Annotated in this window: 20 protein-coding genes, 1 tRNA gene and 1 CRISPR repeat array; of the genes, 10 read left to right on the top strand and 11 right to left on the bottom strand. The window is 69.5% G+C overall.

The window, feature by feature from the left end:
* Positions 1 to 108 precede the first annotated feature (108 nt).
* From OG214_RS20575 to OG214_RS20565, 3 genes are all read right to left on the bottom strand, one after another.
* On the bottom strand, positions 109 to 1,374 hold the full coding sequence (locus tag OG214_RS20575; RefSeq protein WP_405985558.1) for a beta-ketoacyl-[acyl-carrier-protein] synthase family protein: 1,266 nt from the start codon (positions 1,372 to 1,374) through the stop codon (positions 109 to 111).
* Complete coding sequence (locus OG214_RS20570; protein WP_405987559.1) at positions 1,371 to 2,555, bottom strand: beta-ketoacyl-ACP synthase 3; 1,185 nt, start codon at positions 2,553 to 2,555, stop codon at positions 1,371 to 1,373. Before OG214_RS20570 ends, OG214_RS20575 begins: the two co-directional genes overlap by 4 nt.
* Before the next feature lie 155 nt (positions 2,556 to 2,710).
* The gene (locus OG214_RS20565) at positions 2,711 to 4,996 is read right to left on the bottom strand and encodes a family 2 encapsulin nanocompartment cargo protein terpene cyclase (RefSeq protein WP_405985557.1); all 2,286 of its coding nucleotides are present in this window, start codon (positions 4,994 to 4,996) and stop codon (positions 2,711 to 2,713) included.
* Between the two features lie 223 nt (positions 4,997 to 5,219).
* On the opposite strand from OG214_RS20565, the gene OG214_RS20560 reads away from it, so the two are divergent.
* The 4 genes from OG214_RS20560 to OG214_RS20545 all read left to right on the top strand — a co-directional run bounded on the left by OG214_RS20560 (position 5,220) and on the right by OG214_RS20545 (position 8,910).
* On the top strand, positions 5,220 to 5,825 hold the full coding sequence (locus OG214_RS20560; RefSeq protein ID WP_363081739.1) for an HhH-GPD-type base excision DNA repair protein: 606 nt from the start codon (positions 5,220 to 5,222) through the stop codon (positions 5,823 to 5,825).
* A 136-nt stretch (positions 5,826 to 5,961) separates the two neighbouring features.
* Positions 5,962 to 7,518, top strand: coding sequence for a M28 family metallopeptidase (locus tag OG214_RS20555; protein WP_405985556.1), 1,557 nt, complete (start codon positions 5,962 to 5,964; stop codon positions 7,516 to 7,518).
* A gap of 303 nt (positions 7,519 to 7,821) precedes the next feature.
* Positions 7,822 to 8,124: a type II toxin-antitoxin system VapB family antitoxin gene (locus OG214_RS20550; protein ID WP_023540426.1), complete on the top strand. Its 303-nt coding sequence runs from the start codon at positions 7,822 to 7,824 to the stop codon at positions 8,122 to 8,124.
* 114 nt (positions 8,125 to 8,238) lie between these two features.
* A complete protein-coding gene (locus OG214_RS20545) occupies positions 8,239 to 8,910 on the top strand; it encodes a LytR C-terminal domain-containing protein (protein WP_363081741.1) in 672 nt (223 codons plus the stop codon).
* Between the two features lie 402 nt (positions 8,911 to 9,312).
* On the opposite strand, the gene upp is transcribed toward OG214_RS20545, so the two are convergent.
* On the bottom strand, positions 9,313 to 9,951 hold the full coding sequence (gene upp, locus OG214_RS20540; RefSeq protein ID WP_363081585.1) for a uracil phosphoribosyltransferase: 639 nt from the start codon (positions 9,949 to 9,951) through the stop codon (positions 9,313 to 9,315).
* Positions 9,952 to 10,064: 113 nt separating this feature from the next.
* On the opposite strand from upp, the gene OG214_RS20535 reads away from it, so the two are divergent.
* The 6 genes from OG214_RS20535 (at position 10,065) to OG214_RS20510 (ending at position 13,695) form a co-directional block, all read left to right on the top strand.
* Positions 10,065 to 10,292: a hypothetical protein gene (locus OG214_RS20535; protein WP_363081587.1), complete on the top strand. Its 228-nt coding sequence runs from the start codon at positions 10,065 to 10,067 to the stop codon at positions 10,290 to 10,292.
* A 213-nt stretch (positions 10,293 to 10,505) separates the two neighbouring features.
* A complete protein-coding gene (locus OG214_RS20530) occupies positions 10,506 to 11,048 on the top strand; it encodes a hypothetical protein (protein ID WP_363081588.1) in 543 nt (180 codons plus the stop codon).
* Positions 11,049 to 11,119: 71 nt separating this feature from the next.
* Positions 11,120 to 11,548 carry a tRNA adenosine(34) deaminase TadA gene (gene tadA / locus OG214_RS20525; protein ID WP_363081613.1) on the top strand — a complete coding sequence of 143 codons (429 nt, stop codon included), beginning with the start codon at positions 11,120 to 11,122 and terminating at the stop codon, positions 11,546 to 11,548.
* A 148-nt stretch (positions 11,549 to 11,696) separates the two neighbouring features.
* Positions 11,697 to 11,781: transfer RNA gene (locus OG214_RS20520), tRNA-Ser, on the top strand.
* A gap of 417 nt (positions 11,782 to 12,198) precedes the next feature.
* Positions 12,199 to 12,653: direct repeats of the CRISPR family, unit length 28 nt; unit sequence GTCGGCCCCGCGCCTGCGGGGGTGTTCC.
* A 368-nt stretch (positions 12,654 to 13,021) separates the two neighbouring features.
* Complete coding sequence (locus tag OG214_RS20515) at positions 13,022 to 13,270, top strand: hypothetical protein (RefSeq protein ID WP_365905176.1); 249 nt, start codon at positions 13,022 to 13,024, stop codon at positions 13,268 to 13,270.
* On the top strand, positions 13,255 to 13,695 hold the full coding sequence (locus OG214_RS20510) for a DNA-binding protein (RefSeq protein WP_405985555.1): 441 nt from the start codon (positions 13,255 to 13,257) through the stop codon (positions 13,693 to 13,695). Before OG214_RS20515 ends, OG214_RS20510 begins: the two co-directional genes overlap by 16 nt.
* A 418-nt stretch (positions 13,696 to 14,113) precedes the next feature.
* On the opposite strand, the gene cas2e is transcribed toward OG214_RS20510, so the two are convergent.
* From cas2e to casA, 7 genes are all read right to left on the bottom strand, one after another.
* Positions 14,114 to 14,392 carry a type I-E CRISPR-associated endoribonuclease Cas2e gene (gene cas2e / locus OG214_RS20505; protein WP_365905178.1) on the bottom strand — a complete coding sequence of 93 codons (279 nt, stop codon included), beginning with the start codon at positions 14,390 to 14,392 and terminating at the stop codon, positions 14,114 to 14,116.
* Complete coding sequence (gene cas1e / locus OG214_RS20500) at positions 14,389 to 15,504, bottom strand: type I-E CRISPR-associated endonuclease Cas1e (RefSeq protein ID WP_405985554.1); 1,116 nt, start codon at positions 15,502 to 15,504, stop codon at positions 14,389 to 14,391. Before cas1e ends, cas2e begins: the two co-directional genes overlap by 4 nt.
* A 3-nt stretch (positions 15,505 to 15,507) precedes the next feature.
* Entirely contained in the window at positions 15,508 to 16,308 is an 801-nt protein-coding gene (gene cas6e, locus OG214_RS20495) for a type I-E CRISPR-associated protein Cas6/Cse3/CasE (protein WP_405987558.1), read from the bottom strand.
* Between the two features lie 5 nt (positions 16,309 to 16,313).
* Positions 16,314 to 17,180 carry a type I-E CRISPR-associated protein Cas5/CasD gene (cas5e, locus tag OG214_RS20490; protein ID WP_405985553.1) on the bottom strand — a complete coding sequence of 289 codons (867 nt, stop codon included), beginning with the start codon at positions 17,178 to 17,180 and terminating at the stop codon, positions 16,314 to 16,316.
* Complete coding sequence (gene cas7e, locus OG214_RS20485; protein WP_405985552.1) at positions 17,177 to 18,331, bottom strand: type I-E CRISPR-associated protein Cas7/Cse4/CasC; 1,155 nt, start codon at positions 18,329 to 18,331, stop codon at positions 17,177 to 17,179. Before cas7e ends, cas5e begins: the two co-directional genes overlap by 4 nt.
* A gap of 120 nt (positions 18,332 to 18,451) precedes the next feature.
* On the bottom strand, positions 18,452 to 19,084 hold the full coding sequence (casB, locus tag OG214_RS20480) for a type I-E CRISPR-associated protein Cse2/CasB (protein WP_405985551.1): 633 nt from the start codon (positions 19,082 to 19,084) through the stop codon (positions 18,452 to 18,454).
* Between the two features lie 53 nt (positions 19,085 to 19,137).
* Positions 19,138 to 20,925, bottom strand: coding sequence for a type I-E CRISPR-associated protein Cse1/CasA (gene casA / locus OG214_RS20475; RefSeq protein ID WP_405985550.1), 1,788 nt, complete (start codon positions 20,923 to 20,925; stop codon positions 19,138 to 19,140).
* Between the last annotated feature and the right edge of the window lie 29 nt (positions 20,926 to 20,954).

Below are 20,954 nucleotides of genomic sequence, written 5' to 3'. Positions count from 1 at the left end.
ACGCTCACGCGAAAAGAACGATCAAGGAGTGGCGAAGAAACGACTCTTCCCCACCCCGAACCTCAAAACATTCATTCGAAAGGCCCCCCTGGGGCGCCTTCGCCGTCCTCATGCGCGGCAGAACGCCAGGGCCACGTTGTGCCCGCCGAAGCCGAAGGAGTGGCTGATCGCGGTCTCCACACAGTGCCGCCGGCATTCCTTGGTCACACAGTCGAGATCGAACCCGACATCGGGCGCGTCCAGATTGGCGACCGGTGGAATCACGCCGTGTTCGAGGGTCAGCACCGTCGCCACCGCCTCGATCGCCCCCGCGGCCCCCAGCGTGTGCCCCACCACCCCCTTGGGCGCGGTGACCGGTGGCCGGTGCGGATAGACCCGCTCGATCAGCGTCGCCTCCATGGCGTCGTTGAGGTGGGTGGACGTCCCGTGCGCGTTGACGTGCTGGACGTCGCAGGCGCTCCACCCCGCGTCGCGCAGCGCCGCCTCGACCGCCGCCTGCGCGCCCCTGCCGTGCGGTTCCGGCGCCGTGGGGTGGTACGCGTCCGTGCTGGCGCCCGCCCCGGCCAGCAGCGCGCGCGGCGCCCGGCCCCGGGCCCGCGCGTCCGTCTCCCGTTCCAGTACGACCATCGCGGCGCCCTCACCGAGGACGAAGCCGTCCCGGTCCGCGGCGAACGGCCGGGACGCCGAGGCGGGGTCGTCCGTACGTGTCGACAGCGCGCCCATCCGCGCGAAGGCCGTCACCACCAGGGGCGTCAGTACGGATTCGGCTCCGCCCGCCACCACCACGTCGCACTGTCCGCCGGTCAGCAGATCGCGTCCCAGCGCGATCGCCGTGGCACCGGAGGCGCAGGCGGTCACCGGCGCCAGGCTCGGCCCCCGCGCCTTGAGCGCGATGGCGACCTCCCCGGCGGCGGCGTTCGGGATCATCATCGGCACCAGCAGCGGGGAGACCGACTGCGGTCCCTGCTCGCGCAGTTTCAGCGCGCCGTCGACGAGTACGGAGACCCCGCCGACCCCCACCCCGAGCACCACGCCCACCCGGCCGGGCTCCCAGGCCGCGGGGTCGAGTCCGGCGTCCGCCACCGCCTGCCGGGCGGCGATCAGCGCCAGCTTCACGAACCTCGCCATCCGCCATACCGAGCGCCCGCCCACCGCGGCGTCCACATCCAGATCGTCGACCGCGCAGGCGAAGTCGACCGGGATGCCCGCCAGTTCCTCCCGCCGCCGGGCGACGGACCGCCCGGCGCGGAGCCCCGCCCAGAAGGCCCGCTCGTCGCCGCCGGCCGGGGTCACCACCCCCAGTCCGGTCACCGCCACCGGGCCGGCGCCCTGTCCGGGCTCCCGGCCGAGGGCCGTCCCGTTCCGCTGCGTCATGATTCGTTCCTTCCGTCGTGGGCCGCGGCCCGTGGAGTACCGGGCCAGCGGAGCGCCGCCGTGCCCCAGGTGAGACCGCCGCCGAAGGCGGTGAGCAGCACGCGGTCGCCCGCGCGCAGGCGCCCCCGGGCCTGTGCGTCGGCCAGGGCCAGCGGGATGGAGGCCGCGCCGGTGTTGCCCACCCGGTCGAGATGTATGACACAGCGGTCCGCGCCGATCCCCACCCGCCCGGCGACCGCCCGCAGGATCCGCGCGTTGGCCTGGTGCGGTACGAAGTGGTCGACCTGGGCCGCGTCCCAGCCCACGGTGGTCAGCAGGGAGCGGCAGGAAGCGGTCATCCGCTCGACCGCGTGCTGGTAGACGGCCCGGCCCCGCATCCGGAAGAACTCGTCCCCGTCGGCGGGCGGCCGGTCCGCGGCACGGGCCCGTGACCCGCCCCCGGCCACGGTGATCAGGTCGTATCCGGCGCCGTCGCTGCCCAGGTCGAAGGCGAGCAGTTCGCCGGGGGCGCCCGCCCGGCCCGCGCCGATGAGCGCGGCCCCCGCGCCGTCGCCGAAGACCACGCCCGACGCGCGGTCCCGGGGGTCCAGCCAGGTCGAGTACACATCGGCGCCGACGAGCAGCACCCGGTCGTACAGTCCGGACACCACCAGGCCCCGGCAGACCGCGAGACCGTAGACGAAGCCGCTGCACACCGCGCCGATGTCGAACGCGGGCACCGGCCCGAGACCCAGCCGCGCCGCCAGCGCGGGGGCCGTGCCGGGACAGGGATGGTCCGGTGTGGCCGTGGCCAGCACCACGGCGTCCACATCCACCGCGGGACCGGCGGCGGCGCCGGTCACCGGCCCGGCACCTGGCCCGGCACCCGGTCCAGGCCCGGGACCGGTCACCCGCCCGGTCCCGGAGCCCGTCCCGGGACTTATCGCGGGACCGGTTCCCGGCCCGCCCGCCGGCCCGGAGTCCGCCCCCGGCTCCGTCACCGCCCCCGGCCGCGCGACGCCGAGCAGCCGCCGGGCCGCCTCGTACGCGAGATCCCCCGTCGACACCCCGGTGCCCGCCCGGTGCCGACTCGCGATACCGGTGCGCGTACGCACCCACGCGTCGTCGACCCCCCAGGCGGCGGGCAGCGCCTCATTGGGGACCGGTTCCCCGGGAACCCATCCGGCGACGCCCTCCAGCACCGCCGTACGCACCCGCTGGGCCTCCCGGGGCTCCGGGGCGCGCGGCGCCAGCCGCTCCGCGCGCCCGTACAGTGCGTATCCGCTCGCCACCCTCGGCCCCCATCCGGTAGACACTCACATTGACCGGATGCCAAACGCCGTGGTGCACAAGCGAGTTACTGCACCATATGGGGGACCAGTCGCACAGATTCCCAGCCGGGCAGGGAAATCCGCGCCGCCGAGGTGCCGATCCCATTCGGCACGGGCGGGATCCACCGGGTGATACCGGCCCGGTCGTGGAGCAGGTCCGACTCCTTGTACCGATGACAGTCCCGGTGCCATACGAGAATGCCCGAGAGCCAGTTCTCCAGCTCCTTCACATAACCGTCGAGCACCCGTCGCGCGTCGTCGTCGAGGTCGAAGTCGTCATACAGCACGGGCAGTTCATCGGCGACGACATGCTGGAACTGGCTCATCCGCGACTTCATCAAATCGTCGACGACGGCGAGAGCGGTCGGGTAGTCGCAGTCGAAGAAGTTCTGCACGACGAGGACACCATTGTGGATCTCGCCCTCGAACTCGATCTCCTTCTGGTACGAGAAGACATCGTTCATGAGGCAGGCGTAATCCTGCGCCGCGTTCTCCAGGGACCTCATCGGCCCGGTGCGGTAGATCTCCGGCGGCACCACCCGGCCATGGCTGAGCCGGGACAGACTCATCGTCATGTTCGAGCCGAAGGTCTGCCGCCGCATCTCCATGTAGTCGACGGGGTCGGGGATCCGGTGCTGCACCTGGTTGACCAGCTCCCAGTGCCAGCTCGCGATCATCTCCTCGACGGCGTCACGGAAGGTGCGCCGGGCCGCCGTGTCCATCGGACCGGCCGTACGGATCCAGAGATCCGCCAGTCCCCGCTCCAGACCGGTCGTCGGCACCGGCACCTCGTCGGTCTCCACCGGCATGAAGAGCAGCAGCCGCTCGTTGCAGGCCTTCGCGCCCGCCACATCGCGGGCATTGCCGTAGACCACCGGGTAGTAGTCGTCGCCGTACGTCCCCCAGGTCAGCCAGTCCGAGGTCAGATCGAGCGCCTCCGGCGCGGCGTCCGGATGGATGCCGGCGGCGCAGAGCGGCAGATCGATACGGCGCAGCCGCTCCTCGTCCCAGACGTCCGAGCCCGGGATACCGGGCTGCGCCTCCAGGATCCCCATCCGGTGGGACCACTCGACGACATGCTCGCGCGAGTGGTCGAGGTGCGGGCTCAGGGAGGCCTCGAACGGCATATGGAAGTCGGGCAGCCTGGACGGTCCGACCTTCTGGAACAGCCGATGGCTGTAGCCGCGCAGCCGCGCCGGGGTGCCCGCGCCGATCGTTCTCGCGATATCGGCCGCGGCCGTGCCGAGACCGACCGGGGTCATCGAGAACGACGCGCCGGGCGACGGGACGCCACCGGGCAGGGGGTCCCCCGGTCCGGCACCGCCGCCGTTCATATAGCGGCTGGAGCGCATGTGCCACTCATGGCCGCCCGACTGCCAGTCCTGAAGGCCCTTCACATAGGCCAGGGTGTCCGCGCACAGCTCCGGGGCCAGGCCCTTCTCCGCGAAGAGCGGCCCCAGTTCGGTCAGCGCGGTGTGCTCGAACTGCTGGACGCGCGAGGTGAGCAGATCGTTGACGGCCTCGGCCGCCTCCTGGGTCGTACAGCCGAGGAAGGTCTCCAGGACGAGCACGCCATTGCTCAGCTCGCCCTCCTCCTCGATCTCCCGCTGGTACGAGAAGAGGTCGTTGCGCAGATGGACGCCGTCGGAGAACGTGTCCTTGAGGACGCGCAGGGGACGGGAGCCGGCGATCTCCGCGGGCACCTCGGCGCCCGCCGCGTACTCGATGAGCCCCGCCGACCACGGCGCTCCGCCGACCTTGCGGCGCATCTCGATGTACTCGACGGGGTTGGCGATCCGCTCCGCGTTGATGTTCGCGAGCTCCCAGTCGGACTCGTTGAGCAGATTCTCGGTGCTCTCCGCGAACCGCTCACGCCATCCCATGGACATGCTGGGGACCGTACGGGCCCAGAGATCCGCGAGCCCCGCCTCGACCGGATTGGTCGGCTCGGGGAATCCGGCGGAGAGATCCATCGGCATGAAGGCGGCCAGCCGCTCCAGATACGCCTTGCCGCCGGCCCGGTCCTGGGGCCGTTTGTAGACCTCCAGGAAATGGTCGTCGAAGAAGAACACCCACACATACCAGTCGGTGACCAGGGAAAGCGCCGGACCGTCGCAGTCCGGATGGGTGTACGAGCAGAGCAGGGCGTAGTCGTGGGAATCGAGGTCGTGCTCCTCCCAGATCCCCGACCCCTCCAGCATCCCCATGTCCCTGGCCCATTTCTTGGAGTGCTCCCTGGCCTCCTCCAGATGGGGATTGAGCCGGGCCGGATAGGCCATATAGAAATCCGGCAGTTCAAAGGGCTGTGTCACGGGCGAGCGGCCTTTCCCGAAGGTTCCGGAATATGTCCCTGCACCGGAATGAGCCGGTCAGGAACGCCGACACCACGTGGACCGCCCCCCTGTCCTGTCACCCGGTCGGCCCAGATCTACCCGTCCTCCGGTTGCGCCATCCGCACCACAAATTAGTCATATGAACACACTGGCCGTGTGCGGTGTACGTGCGTCACGCCCGGGACAGGGTGATCATCGGGGAATGAGCACCACAATCCGGCTCGCACAACAGCCCGAGGCCGACGAGCTGCTCGGCCGCAGTCCGCTGGCCGCGCTGATCGGCATGCTGCTGGACCAGCAGGTTCCCATGGAGTGGGCGTTCTCCGGCCCCCGCACCATCGCCGTACGCATGGGCGGTGACGATCTCGACGCGCGGCAGATCGCCGCGTACGACCCCGAGGCCTTCGTGGCGCTGCTCTCGGAGAAGCCCGCCGTACACCGTTATCCGGGGTCCATGGCCGGACGCGTACAGCAGCTCTGCCAGTACCTGGTCGAGCACTACGACGGCGACGCCACCGCGATCTGGCGTGATGTCGCCACCGGCACGGAGGTACGGGAGCGGCTCAACGCGCTGCCCGGCTTCGGGACCCAGAAGTCCCAGATCTTTCTGGCCCTGCTGGGCAAGCAGTACGGCGTACGGCCGGAGGGCTGGCGGGAGGCCGCGGGCGCGTACGGCGACGAGGGCTCCTACCGCTCGGCGGCGGACATCACCGGACCCGAATCGCTGGCCAAGGTCAGGGCGTTCAAACAGGAGGCCAAGCGGGCCGCGAAGGCGGCGAAGAGCCCCGGTCCCCCGGACAAACGCTGAGCCCCGCGGCCCTCGACCGGTCACGGTCCGCCCCTCCCCATCCGGTGTGACCTGCGACACATCAGTTCACAGACGGCGCGTCGCTCGCTAATTTTCCTCACGCTCGCTCACATCCGTTCTCGCCGGAAGGACCCTTGTGAAGGCAACTCCCCGCAGTCTCGTGGCTGTTGCGGCCGTCACCGCGCTGGCCGCGCCGCTTCTGCTCACCGCCTCCCCCGCCGTCGCACGAGCTCACCACCCGGGCAAGGAGGCCGCGAAACTCTCCAAGAAGCTGGTGCGTGAGTCGTCCGCCAAGGACGCCTACAAGCACCTCAAGGCGTTCCAGGCCATCGCGGACTCCGCCGACGGCCACAGAGCCGCCGGCACCCCCGGCCACGACGCCTCGGCCGCCTATGTCCACGACAAGCTCAAGAAGGCGGGCTACCGCGTCTCCTACGACACCTTCGACATCACCTATATCGAGACGCTCGCCGAGAAACTCTCGGTCACGACACCGACGCCCCGCGATGTCGCCATAGTGGCCATGTCGTACACGAAGTCCACCCCGGAGGGCGGCACCCGGGCGGCCCTCGCCGCCGTACCGGTCGACGCGACCACGGGCTGCGAGCCCGCCGACTACGCCGCCGGGGCCTTCACCGGCAAGATCGCGCTGATCCAGCGCGGCGGCTGCGACTTCGCCACCAAGCAGCGGGAGGCCGGGGCGGCCGGCGCGGCCGGCGCGGTCATCTACAACAACACCGCGGGCTCGCTCAACGGCACGCTCGGCGGCCCCGACGCCGGGGTGATCCCCACCGGCGGTATCACCCAGGCCGAGGGCGAGGCGCTCGCCGCCGAGGCCGGGGCCGGCCCGGTGACCATCTCGCTGGAGCTCCGGCAGCTCCAGGAGGAGCGCACCACCCGCAATGTGATCGCCGAGACCAAGGGCGGCGACGCCGACCGTACGGTCATGCTCGGCGCGCATCTCGACTCGGTCACCGAGGGCGCCGGTATCAACGACAACGGCACGGGCTCCGCCGGGCTGCTGGAGGTGGCCCTCGAACTCGCCGAGACCCATGACAGGCCCACCAACAAGGTGCGCTTCGCCTGGTGGTCGGCGGAGGAGCTGGGGCTGCTCGGCGCCGAGTCCTATGTCACCCGGCTCACCCCGGAACAGCGCGCGGACATCGCGCTGTATCTGAACTTCGACATGATCGGCTCGCCCAACGCCGCCCAGTTCGTCTACGACGGCGACGACTCGGACGCCACGGGAGCAGGACCGGGCCCCGAGGGCTCCGCCCAGCTGGAGAAGGGCATCAACGACTTCCTCGACCGCCGGGGCGTCCCGCACGAGGGCACGGACTTCGACGGCCGCTCCGACTACGGCCCCTTCATGGAGGCGGGCATCGCCTCCGGCGGCACCTTCACCGGCGCCGAGGGCATCAAGAGCGAGGCCCAGGCCAGGAAGTACGGCGGCGAGGCCGGGGTGGCGTTCGACAAGTGCTACCACTCCGCCTGCGACAACCTGTCCAACATCAATATGAAGTACTTCGGCGCCAACATCGGTGTCATCGCCAACGCCGTCGGCACCTACGCGCACGACCTGAGCTCCCTCTCCGCCCCGGCGCGGAAGGAGTCCGCCCCGGCGCGCGGCAAGGCCGAGAGCGCCCCTGCCGAGCACCGCACCCACGGCCGCGGCCACGCGCCCACGTCGTGACGGAGCACTGAACAGCCCGGCATGGCGCACTGAACTGCCCGGCGCGGCGCACCGACACGGCGCACCGAACTGCCGACACGGCGCGTCTACGCCGTGGGCGTGGAGCCTCCGCGCCCACGGCGTTCCGCTTCCGAGCACGCCGCCGCGTCACCGGATCGGCCGCGTCAGCCGCGGCCGATCCGCGGAGACCGGGCGGACGAATGGGTTCCGCTCACACTTTGCTCCCGCTACGACACGGATTGCCACCTTTGTACTCCGACGCCATGGCTGCGCCCGGAGCCGGTCGCCCGGTAGGCTTTCCGTGTGATCTTCAAGCGCATCGGTAACGGGCGGCCGTATCCCGACCACGGCCGGGAAAGCACCCGGCAGTGGGCGGATGTCGCGCCGCGCCCGGTCCGCCTCGATCAGCTCGTGACCACCAAGGGCCAACTGGACCTGGAGACGCTGCTCGCCGAGGACTCCACCTTCTACGGAGACCTGTTCGCGCATGTCGTGAAGTGGCAGGGCGATCTCTATCTGGAGGACGGGCTGCACCGCGCCGTCCGCGCCGCGCTGCAGCAGCGCCAGGTGCTGCACGCGCGTGTGCTGGAGCTGGATCTGGGCTGACGGCGGGGCCGTACGGGTGATGACTGCGCCTTTCAGGGCCTTTCACACCCCGGACAGCTCAACCCGTTGATCATTTAGTAGGACCTGGTCATTGGTGCGCACTACGCTGCGCACATGAGCATGCTCACTCCCCCCGGCCTGGGCGGTAAGTACCGCATCACGGGTGACAAGTACCCACGGATGAGCCGCCCCCGGCACCGCCGCAGGCTGGTACTCGCGGGCACCTCCGCAATCGTCGCCCTCGGCCTGGCCGGCTGGGGGACCATGCAGCTCATCGATGTCTTCTCGGGCGAAGCGGGCAAGAAACTCACCGCCGCGGGCCGGAAGCAGAGCTGCAGTGCCTCCACGGCATCGGCCCTGGCCCTGCCCAAACCGGGCCAGATCAAGGTCAACGTCTACAACGCGACGCCACGCGCCGGTCTGGCCAAGACCACGGCCGACGAGCTGAAGAAGCGCGGCTTCCTCATCGGCAAGGTGGGCAACGCCCCGGCCAAGTACGACAAGAAGATCCCGGGCGCCGGGATACTGCTGGGCTCGAAGTCCTCCTGGAACAAAGAGCTCACCGTGCTCGGCACCCAGCTGAAGGGCGCCACGACGAAGACCGACGCGCGCAAGAGGACGGACGTCGATCTGCTCCTCGGAGCGACCTTCACCAGCCTGAACGTCCAGAAGGACGCGGAGGAGGCGCTGGCCACGCTGGTCAGCACGACGGCAAAGGACTCCGGCTGCGCCGCGGACCCGGCCCAACAACCCCGCAACTCGGTACCCCAACCCCAGAAACACTGAGCCCGCCCCCTTTCTTGGGGGCTCGGTTCGCCTCCGGGCGCTTGCTGTGTCCATCAGCGGCCTCCGGCCGCGGGCGATGCCGACGGTCGACCGTGCTCGGTCCGCTCGTACCTCACGGACCTGCGCGCGCTCTCCCTTTCGACACCGACGCGCCCCTTCGGCTCACACACCTTCTTTTTCGGGGCTCGGTTCGCCTCCGGGGCGCTCTTTGTCGATGCCGACGGTCGACCGTGCTCGGTCCGCTCGTACCTCACGGACCTGCGCGCGCTCTCCCTTTCGGCACCGACGCGCCCCTTCGGCTCACTCGCCGGCGGCCGTGCGTAGCCGGTACGTCTTCGCGCCCAGGGCGGACGGGGTGACCGGGGCGGACAGGGTGCGCGCGCCCCGGAGACGAACCGAGCCCTAGAAAGAGGCAGTCCCGTAGAGGCGGTCGCCCGCGTCGCCGAGGCCCGGGACGATGTAGCCGTGCTCGTTGAGCCGCTCGTCGACCGCCGCGGTCACGACCGTCACCGGCGTGCCCGTCAGTTCCCGTTCCATCACCTCGACGCCCTCGGGCGCCGCGAGCAGCACCACGGCCGTCACATCGTCCGCGCCGCGCTTGATCAGCTCTCGTATCGCCGCCACCAGCGTGCCGCCCGTCGCCAGCATCGGGTCCAGGACATACACCTGGCGGCCCGAGAGGTCCTCGGGCATCCGGCTCGCGTAGGTGGACGCCTGGAGCGTCTCCTCGTTGCGGATCATCCCGAGGAAGCCCACCTCGGCGGACGGCAGCAGCCGCACCATCCCGTCGAGCATGCCGAGGCCCGCCCGGAGGATCGGCACCACCAGGGGGCGCGGGTAGGAGAGCTTCACACCCGTCGTGGCCGTCACCGGGGTCTCGATGTCGACCTGCTCGGTCCGTACCTCCCGCGTGGCCTCGTACGCCAGCAGGGTGACCAGTTCGTCGGCGAGCCGCCGGAAGGTCGCTGAGTCGGTGCGCCGATCGCGCAGCGTGGTGAGTTTGTGCGCCACCAGCGGGTGGTCGACGACATGAATCCGCATGGCGACACAGTAACCGGGGGCCAAGGCCGTACGCGCTGCCACCAAGGCCTGGGCATCAACCCCCGCTCACGAGGGAAGGAGCTGAGGACCAAGCCTGGGGCGGGGAGGCGTCGATGCCGGACCGGAATCAGCGGGAGCAGGGTCAAGAACAGGAAAAAGACCAGGAACGGGGGGTCCCGCGGGATGAGGACGAGGACGAGGCGGCGGAGCGCCGTCGGCGGCGCGCGCAGTTCCTGCGGGAGCTGAATGAGGCCAAGGCCCTGCGCGAGCGCGTGAAGCCCCGCCGGGCCCGCGCCGCGCGGATGCGCCAGCAGATGCGGATGCGCACCTTCCGCTGGTAGCCACGCCGGTCCGCGGAGGGGATGTGCGGGCGGCGCGCGGGCGCGATGTGCGGGCCGAGTGCAGGGGGCCGAACAGGGTCCTAATAAAATGGCCTGACGACGCAACGGTGGAAGACCTCTCGCGAAGCGCTCGTTTCTGCCACGATTCCGAGTAGGCGGGGCAGAGCAGCGCACCGCCGGATCGTCACACCTCTGACCAGTGGGAGAGTCACGGTGTACTTCGCCGCACTGCTCGCGCGCACCGAAGACGGGTGGGAAGCGAGCGATACAGAGCTCGACGATGTGGAGACCCTGTCGGACCTGACCGACCTGGCCCGTGAGGCCTCGGTTGACGAGGACACGGTGCTCGTCTTCATCGAACAGGAGGATGCGTGGTTCGGCATTCTCCGTGTGGAGGGCGAGGAAGACCCTCGTATCTATGTCTCCGACGCGGCCGCGGCCGCACGCTCCTCGTACGGGGAGATCCTCATTGATGAACTGCTCGGCAGGGATGACGACGACCCCGCCGACGACCTCGACGCGCTGGACCTCGACGGTACGGAGGACGGCGAGCCGGACGAGAACGACGAGGAGGACGACGACAACGACAGCCCCGTGAACGACGGGGAGACCGTGCCGGCGGGAGCCGTCGGCGACCGTGAGATTCTCAGCGACCTCGGGCTGTCCGAGGCGGATCTGCTGGCGCTCGACACCGATGCGATGGCCGAGATCGCGGAGGCTCTGGGAGCCGCCGAGGTGCTGGAGACCGTCCGCTAGTGATCGGGTACGACCCGGTGCCGGAACCCGGCCCGGTACGCGATCCCGTGCGCGATCCGTGGCGGGCGTCCATGCGCCTCGCCCTGGACGAGGCGGCACGGGCGGCCCGCTCCGGTGATGTGCCGGTGGGCGCCGTCGTGCTGTCACCCAACGGCACGGTGCTCGCCACGGGCCACAACGAACGCGAGGCGACCGGCGACCCGACCGGCCATGCGGAGATCCTGGCGATCCGCAGGGCGGCCGGGAAGGTCGGTGCCTGGCGGCTGACGGGCTGCACGCTGGTGGTGACCCTGGAGCCGTGCACGATGTGCGCGGGAGCGCTCGTACTGTCCCGGGTGGACCGGGTGGTGTTCGGCGCGCTCGACGAGAAGGCCGGCGCGGTCGGCTCACTCTGGGACGTCGTACGGGACAGACGGCTCAACCACCGGCCCGAGGTGATCCAGGGAGTGCTCGCGGACGAGTGCTCCGCACTGCTGACGGCGTTCTTCCGCGAGCGCTGACCCGACGGTCCGTCCGGACTTCCGCGGACCCGGATTCCACCGGCCGGCTCCCCGTCGGCCGTCCCCGACTCCCCTCCCCCGCCCCATCGATCGCCGCGGCGCGATACCGATTTCGGTCCACGGCCCACTGTGGGCTAAGCTCTCTCCCGGTAGCGTGTCCGAGCGGCCGAAGGAGCTCGCCTCGAAAGCGAGTGTGGGGAAACTCACCGAGGGTTCAAATCCCTCCGCTACCGCTCTCACACCCTCCCGACCTGCGGAAACGCGGCCGGGAGGGTGTTTTGCATACGGCACGGCAGCCAACAGAAGCACAACTGCCCCGCACACGAGGCGCATTGCACCTCCCCAAGACGATCCCCGGGCCCGACCACGTCGCCGACGATCCAGTCCGCCATCATGACGAGCCACCTCAGGTACAGCCGCACCGCCCGCGCGGGGAACCCGCACGGCTCCACCCGGGCCAAGTCACCAAAGACCACCCTCGTCAGTTCAGCCATGTGATGTGATGGCCCAAATGCCAGCGCCAGCCATGCGAGGGATCGACCACATTGTTCTTTCCGGCCGCCTGTCAACAGAGCCTCGATCAACGTCTCGGGCCGATCCCACTAACTGAAACCAAGGCCCCCCGCAGATAAAAGCCCAGTTCAACAAGTGTCGGCCCCGCGCCTGCGGGGGTGTTCCTGCGGCGCCGGCCAGGTAGGCGCCTCCGGCGATGTCGGCCCCGCGCCTGCGGGGGTGTTCCACCCTCCAGGCAACAATCGAGACGGCCCAGGGCGTCGGCCCCGCGCCTGCGGGGGTGTTCCTGGGTCACCCTCAACCGGTACGCCCGCGGAGAAGTCGGCCCCGCGCCTGCGGGGGTGTTCCCTCCGTCGCGGATTCGGTGGACTGGTCGTGCGGGTCGGCCCCGCGCCTGCGGGGGTGTTCCACCGCTGCTGGCCGGGCTCTCGCCTTACGTGGTGTCGGCCCCGCGCCTGCGGGGGTGTTCCCTCCCAACGCGCCACCGCAACGCGCTTCACGCCGTCGGCCCCGCGCCTGCGGGGGTGTTCCGCACGCGGTCGCCTGGAGGTTGGCGCGTACGTCGTCGGCCCCGCGCCTGCGAGGGTGTTCCGAATCAGGGCCTGGCAGACCCGGATCGAGAAGGTCGGCCCCGCGTTCCGACCGAGCCGCTGCTCACGGTGTGGATACGTCCGTACCAGTCCCGGCAGAGGCCGATCAAGAAGGACTCAACGGGTTGGAAACGGTGCGGTATGTCCGCTTCTCGGGAGAGCCGCGTAGGTGAAACGGGTCGCAGAAGCGGGCTCACATCCCTCCCACTACCACTCCCACCACCCTTCCGACCTGTGAAAACGCAACCAGGAGCCCTTTCCTTCGCTTCACGGGAGTGCCGGCTTCACGGCAGAGGGACCCAGAGGAGGCTGCCGGAAGGTCGGCGCCCGACTGGACAGAAGTCCTACTCCTAGTGGGATAATGCCTGGTATGGCTATCGAGCATGCGCCTCCGGACGAGACCACCGTCAAGAAGTCCGTCACTATCCCCAGATCGCTTGCCCGCCAAGTAGAAGCCCGCACCGGCGCCCGGGGTTTCTCGCGCTTCGTCTCCGACGCCGTCGAACACGCCCTCGCCCTGACCAAAACCAGGGAAATCGTCGAGGCGTACGAGGACGAGCACGGCTCCTTCACTCCCGAGGAGATCGAGGAGGCCCGCCGGACATGGCACGGCGAGTAGCCGCGGCGTTCCCCCGCGCCCTCCTCGTGCTCGATGCACAGCCACTGTCCCTCCTGGCCGACCAGGATCGCAAAATGGCGCTGATGCTCAAGGTCGCAGAAGCCGAGGGATACGCGGCCGCCATCTCCACGGTCAGCATCGCCGAAGTCCGCCGCACCGGACAGGCCGCGAACCACCTGCACTGGCTCCGCTCCCGGCTCACCGTCATCCCCGCAACCGAGACCATCGCCGACCGCGCGGCAGAACTGCTGGAGGACGCCGGCCTGGACGGTCACGAAAACGTCGTAGACGCGCTCGTCGTCGCCACAGCAGCCTGCTCGGAGGGCCCGATGAAGGTCGCCTCCACCGACGGTTCCCACATTCCGAAGCTCTGCCACGCGGCATCCCTAGGCCGCAGGAACCCCGTGGAATGGGTCCGTGTCTGACCGGTCCGACCTTGCCCGCGCCACGAAGGGTGCGACGCGCCGCTCCCCGTAGGCGGAGCACCGCGCGTGCGGCAAGAACACAACCAAGTCACACCCCTGACGCATCGCCCCCTCCCGGGTGGGGATCCACCCCTTCGGCCCTTTCGAGGCCCACCGCGTGGACAGATGGCAGCGATCAGTCAGAGGTGCCGCTGAGCCCAGACAGCGAGGTGCGGACGGCCTTCGCGTCATAAAGTGCCCCCCGCCACTGCGAGGCCAGAACCCATGCGACATGGCACGCCCAGTCGTCAGGCCAGGGCAATCCCCGCGCATGCAGGGCAACAAGAACCTGCTGGACACCGACGAAATCTCACCGAGAGACTACGCCGGGCATCAAACCGAAGGCGACTGCGTGCCTGCGAACCGCACGGCGATCCGGTCATCGGCGGTTGCGGGCCGAGAGGATCAGTCCATCGAAGTCAACCGGCCGCCAGCGGTCTCGGCCAGCTGTCCGGACCGCCCAGCCCTGTTCGTTGGAGGCCGGTTCGACGAGGACTGCTTGGCCGTCGCCGATGCGGGTGGCGAGGAGTTCCCAGAGGCGGTCACGGATACGGCGGCTCGGGTTGCCGACGAAGACGCCGGCGTTGACTTCGACCATCCAGCGGGTGAGGTGGCCGCGGAGCCCGTCGGGGGCGGCGATCAGGACAATGACGGTCATGAGGTCTGCTCCGGAGGCTCCGGTGACTTCGGCGGCTCCGGTGAAGGTGGTTCCTCGAACTCCGGTCCGATGATGGCGATGTGCTGCTCGCCCATACCGGCCTCGGTCAGGTCCACCGGGGCGGGCCCATCCAGTTTCGCCTCGGCGGGTTCGATGGGAGGCGAGGCATCCGCCGAGCCGTGCGGTGCGTCGGCGGCCCAGTTGACTCCTGCGGCGACCGATCCGAGGCGTTCGTCCCACAGTTCGCTGGTTTCCGGAGTGTCGAAATCGATGCCCGGTGGATTCAGCAGTGCTTTGACGTCGTGCACGATGCGGCCCAGGAGCTTGGTTTCGGCGATCTGGTCGCGGAGGCCGATACGGGCATCCCGTTCGTCTGTGAGGCCTTGGGCGGTGAGGTCGAAAGCGAGAGGGATGGTGTATTCGGCCTTGTAGAGATCGGCGATGTCGAGGACGAAGGAGATCGCGGAGCCGGTGTGCACGAAGCCGAGGCCGGGGCCGGCTCCGAGGCCGACGATGACGGCGTGGCAGATACCGTAGAGCGCGGCGTTCGCGGCGGACAGGAGACGGTTCAGGTCGTCGCCCGCGGCGAAGGCGTCTCCGGCCTTGTAGACACGGCCGTCCCAGGGGACGCCGCTGCGACGTGAGTGCTCCTGGTAGAGCTTGCGGAAACGGGCACCTTCGCGGCCCCGGAGCTGCTGCATGGTGGCCTTGGAGACGTCCTCGCCCGGGAACCGCATGCCGTACATGGCACGGGCGACGTTGAGGCGTTCCTTGGGCCGGGTGACGAGCCATGCCTGGCGGTGGAGAAGGCCGGCGCTGCGGCTGGGGCCGAGCCCGGCCGCGTACATCCGTACGCCCTGTTCGCCGACCCAGCAGACCGCCGTGCCGGAGTCGGCGAGGAGACGGATCGCGCCGTGGGTGACGCGGGTGCCGGGACCGAGCAGCATGACGGCGATCATGGCGGCCGGTACCCGTACGGTCTCGCGTTTGTTGACGATGACGACGGCGTTCTCGTCGCGGTCGAGGTGGCTTCGCTCGACGTAGACGCTGGATACGCGGTCCACGATGCGGTGGAGGTCGTGCGGGTCGGCCTTCCACCAGGGTTCGGCCATGGTTCAGCCCTTCTCTGCGGGGACGGGAGCAAGGGTGAGGAGGCCGCAGCCGTATGCCTTGGAGGGGCCGATCCCCTCCAGGAGGCGGGCGGTGAACGCCGTCGGATCGGTGACGCGAAGGCGGCCCTCGAAGGTGGCGCTGCGAAAGGTGACGCGGGGGCCTTTGCCGCTCTTGGTGAAGGAATGGCGTTGCCGGTCGGTGATACGGACCTCACGGAATGGATTGATGTTCTGGGATGCCGCCACAGGCGTACCTTCCGGGGTGCGCGGGTCGAGACCTGGAGCGGCGGGGTCGGTGCGTGAGGCGGGGATGTCGAAGCCCCAGCGCTCGGTGCGGTCGAGGAACCAGCCGAGCTGAGCGGCGACGGTGCGGTGCCCCAGGCGGAAGCCGCGTGCGCGCTTGCTGTCGATACGGGCGGCCAGGCGGGCGGCCTGAGCGGGGGTGGGAGTGTTCGGCATCTGGGTGTTCTGGACGGGGCTGGCAGTCAGGCGGAAGGCGAACTCACGTCCGGCGGCGATCTGCCGCAGCAGGGGGGCGTAGTCACGGACGGCGGCATGCTCCCCGTCCGCGTCGGGCCAGCCGGCCTGTTCGATCACGTGCGTCCAGTCGGGCTTGGAACGGGTGAGGACGAACAGATGGGGGCGGCGGGGGTCGTCGGCATCCAGTCGCCACAGGACGCGTTCACTGCCCGCTGGGCCCGGGATGCCGCCCGTGACAGCGCCGTGCATGACACGTGGATTGGAAAGCAGTCGGCGACTTCCCGCGCGGAGCGGGTTGATGCGGATACGCGAGAGATAGGTCATGGCGGTCACCAGCCCAGCAGGGCGAAGGGGTCGTGTCCGGCGTCGTCGTTCGCGCCGTCGGAGGTGTCATCGTCCGTTCGCGGGAACCCCGTGGGAATGCTCAGCCAGTCGTGCCGTACGCGCCGGCTGGTGAAGGTGCGGGCCTGCGGGTGGAAGGAGACGGGGGCGTCGTGCAGGACGTCGTCACCGTGCGGATCCTCGACGGTGACGGAACGGTCCACCCGAGCTGGGTAGAGGGAGCGGCCCAGGTTGCGCTCACGGCCCCGTTGGGCGGCGTACTGTTCGCGGGCTCGTCGGGACGCTTGCCAGGGCTCCTCCCGCAGCACGTCCTCGATGCTTCCGTCGCGCAGGCCGCAGGAGACCGGCTGGGTGGGCGGGCACGAGCGGCGGCCCAGCGCGAGCGGGTACGCGGGTGCGCGTACTGCCACGTCGAGTGCGGTGAGCAGGGTACGGGGGCCCGCCACGGCGGCGAGGAACACCGCGTCCTGGAGGTAGTAGCGGGTGGTCACGTGGGTGTTCTTGGCGGGCGAGGTCGGCTTTTGGATCCCCTTGGCGCTCACACCCGCCTGGGGCAACGGGCGGCCCCGGTAGTCGCTGACGGTGTGGTAGTCGCGCAGCAGGGCTCCGGGCTGGTCGACCCGGATCCCCAGGCGCAGGGGCAGGAGTGCGTCGAGGGGATCCTCGCGGGCGAGTCCGGAGGCTGCCGCGAGCAGGCCGATCACTCCGGACTTGGTGGGTTCGGGGCCGGTCTCGCGACGGTTGAAGGCGCTGCGTGAGCCCCATGACTGAAGCGGTCCTGCGAGGCGGAGCAGCAGTACCGCCTGCCCGCCGCTCTGACGGACGGAGGGTGCCCCGGGGGTGAGGGACGTCATCGGGCGGCCTGCTTGAGGGGGTCGGTGAGATGGGCTCGCAGGTCGCCGAGGAGCCGAGGGAAGGAGAGGGCTTCGCCGAAGGTGTGCTCGAGCAGCTTCGCGGTGTCGCCGGTGGTGTCGAAGGTGTGGCACACGGCGGTGAAGTCGGGCGTGTCGCCCCAGCAACTGGCAGCCCTGGCGTGCTCGTGGGCCAGCCGGCTCGCGGAGGCCGCCGCGATTCCTGTGGAGCCGGTGACCGGTTCCTCGAAGGCGGAGACGAGGTTGACGGGCTGGTCGGAGCGTACGGTGACGGCGACGAGGCTGGGCAGGGTGCGGTGCGCGAAGGAGTTTCCGTATCCCGAGGGAATGGAGCGTGCGAAGGAGGTCATGAACTCCTCGACCGCGGTCACTGCCGCTTCCTGGTCCGTGAGATTGTCCACGAGCTGGTGCAGGCCGACGGATGCGTAGCGGTAGAGGGTGGCGGAGTTGAAGCCGATGGTGCCGATCATGCCGGCGCCGGTCTCCTCGCCTTTTTCCTGTTCGTCGTCCACTGCGGTGAAGTAGTCGAACTCCAGCTCCACCGCGTGAGTGGAGAGGGCGTGGGCGACCTGGGTGGCCGCGTCCACGTTGAGCGCCGGGATGTCGGCGACCATGCGTCCGAAGAGGGCGACATCCATGGGGTGCCCGGTACTGAACTCCTTCTGGACGGAGAGCTGTTTGATCTCGGCAGTCAGTTCCTCCTCGTCCAGGGCTACCAGCTCGGTGGCCCTGTCCCCGACCAGGGCCGCGACGGCGTCGAGTTGACGGCGGCCGTAGAAGAACAGGTAGGCGGTGTCGCCCTCCTTCTTGCCGGCGCTGATCTTCAAGGGCGCCAGGAGCGCGCCCGCCAGACGGCTCGCCGCCTCCGCATCCAGGTCGGTCATGGCAGCGATCCGCTTGGCGAGCGCGCCGCCGATCCGCCGGGTACGGGTCGCGAGGTCCTGCGCGGGAAGGCGCTCGGTGAAGTGGGTGCGGGTGGCGCGCTTCCATGCCTGGGAGGAGACGCGCGAGCGGCGTACCCCGCCGAAGTACGCCTCCTTGGGGTTGCCCTGGTCGTCGCGGTTCAGATTGGCCGGCGGCACGGTCTGCAAGATGTGAACGTCGACGTAGGTGCGGGGTGCGGGCAGCGCCATGAAGTCCTCCATCAGTTGGTCGGTGGGTACGGCAAACGGGCGGTCCGTATGGACCGCTACGGGTGAGGCCCATACGGGCAAGCGATACGGACACCAAAGCCCGGAAGCTGAAGCCGGATGTCAGCTCTGTCCGGTCAGCGGGCTTTCGCTGGAGTCCCTGCCCACTCGGGCACTCCACTCGTGGTAGGCGAGGCCCCAGTCGCGGCGGACTCCCTGCCGGGATTCGGCGTAGTGCCAGCGCCTGATGTCCTGGAGCAGGCGGTCGTAGTCGAGCGGCTGCTCCACAGCTCGGAGCTGAGTGACCAGTCCGCGCAGCCGGTAGACCAGGGCGGCCACGGACGAGGTGTGGACGGCAGCGGCGACGCGGCGGTCAACAGCCTCCTCGCTGAAGCGTTCGCTGCGGTGCAGGGTCCGCAGAGCGGTCCCTAGGTGGATGCCGGGCTTGTGCATGGGCCGGCTCTGGCTCTGCTGGTGCAGTCCGTAGAGCGACAGAGCCGCGTGTTCCGCTTCCAGCTCGGGTGTCACCTCCCCGTCGACGGGGCTGGTGTAGAAACGCCAGAGTGCGGGGACGGTACCGGCCGGCCGTCCCAGGCCGGAGCGGAGAGCCGCCAGGTCCTCACCGGGCGCGTCCATGGGCACCTTGGTTCTGTGATCGGTGCGCCAGGCACCTTTGTCGTTCACGCGCTGGGCCCAGTAACGACGAGCGGGAGGAACCGGGACACGGGCAGTGCTGGTCTGCGGAGTGGTGGACACAGCGGTCCCCCTTCGGTCGGAAGGCCATCAGGCGGAAATGGGGCCAGGAGTACTCAGCGCTGCGGCTCACTCGTCCTTGCACTGAGCTGCCGACGGGTGAGGATCGCGTCTACGCGGGCGCGGAAGCCGCGCTCTGCGCTGCTGAGCCGGTACACGTACTCCTTGCCGTCCCTGCTCACCGTCCGGCCGACGAACAGTGCGGGTGTGGCCGTGGCGAAGACCTGCTCAGCCACCTTCAATGTGGCGACTCCGGCCTGCCGCTCCCACGCTTCAAGCCCGCGCTCGGACTGGTCGAAGTCCTCTCCGGTCTTTCGCAGGCCGGCCAGCAAGCGCCGGACGACCGGGTCGAGGGCGTGCAGCAAGGTATCGCCGGGGCGCTGTCCCTTGTCCCAGGGAATCGGTTCACTGCCGGCGGCCCGCCGCAGGTCCGCAGAGAGGTTGTTGACCGCTCCGGCCAGCTTCTCCGCCTGGTCCACCGCTTCCAAGAGGGTGCCGTAGATGACGCCGTCCGGATCCAGCGCGGTCAGCGGCAGCGGGATCTCGTCGAAGAAGACGTCCTCGATGACGGCGGACTGGTTGCCGTAGGTGACACCGGTCAGCTCGATCTGGAGCGGGTAGGTCTGCGGCATCCGGTCCATCACCTCGCCGAGGCGGCTGAGGAGCAGGCTGGTGTGAAACCCTGCACGGGTGGAAGTCGTTTCACGGCTTTCGGTGACACCACCGACGGCCAGTAGCGCTTCAAGCCCGCGCCAGCCCGCTCGTCCCGGCTGATGCCGACGCGGCCGGTAGGCCGGGGCCGCCGTGATCTTGCCGGACTTCCTGGTACGGGAAGCGGCGCGGTCGGTGATCCAGGTGGTGTGCGGCTCATCGGCGGGGGTGGGCGTGAGTCGATCGCCTGCGGCGACGACGACCCGGGTGACCCGCAGCCCTGCCGGAGTCTCCTCGGGGACCATCCGGATACGGCGCGACTGCCAGGTCCACAGGTCCAACAGCCCGCGGGCGGAGCGCGTCTGCCAGGTGGGCGTGCCACAGGAGAGGGTGTCTTCGATTCTGCCTTCTCCTGCGCGCCGGAGCCACTGGGGCAGATCGTCCGACAAAGGCACCCGCCCGAAGGGGATGTTCAGCAGGAGGGTCTCGTACAGAGTCCTTCCCCTGGGCATGACGACGCCCAACTGCCCAAGGGGCCCGGTCGGGTTGCCTGTCGTCTTCCCGGATTTCGCCTGCGGGTCTCCCACAACGCCGGTCTTGATGGCCGCCGTGTCCCAGCAGTGCGTATGTACGAGCCAGCGAGCGGCCTGCGCCGGCGTCAGCTCAAGGAGATCACTTTCCGTACGAGAGGAGAACAGGGGCACATTGTTCCCGGTCGCCGCCGTCGCGACCAGCAGTGCCGATCCCTTGGTCTCCCCCTTCACCGTACGCAGTCCGGCCACCTGCCCGAAGGGGGCAACGGGATCGAACAGGTCGAAGAGATGGCGATTTTCGTCCAGATACCCGGCCAGCTTCTGCCGCTGCTCGGGAGTGAAGGCCCCGGACCGGAACATGACCGTCCACGTGGCGGCATCCGCAGGCCATCCAAGAGCGTGCACCACGACAGGCAGCAGCAACTGGCGGAAGATCGCTGGCTTCTGGGTCGGCAGATCGACCACGAGGTCCTGTAACCGGTCCGCCTCCAAGAGGAGGCGCCTGAGACCGACATCCTCAACCGGGCCAAGACTCGGCGCGCTTGAATCCGCGGAACCGTCCGCGACCCGTACGGACAACCATGGCTCGTCCAGCAAATTGAACAATCCGGTTCCCCCAAGCCCTTTCTCATCTCGCGACGCAGCAGCAACTTTACACATTCGAATACGACTTGAGAGGAAAAAGGGGA

This window comes from Streptomyces sp. NBC_00872, assembly GCF_045161915.1.
In the GTDB taxonomy this organism is placed as follows: Bacteria; Actinomycetota; Actinomycetes; order Streptomycetales; family Streptomycetaceae; genus Streptomyces.
Note: the sequence above shows the minus strand (reverse complement) of the source record. Positions and strands in the feature narration are given on the sequence as shown.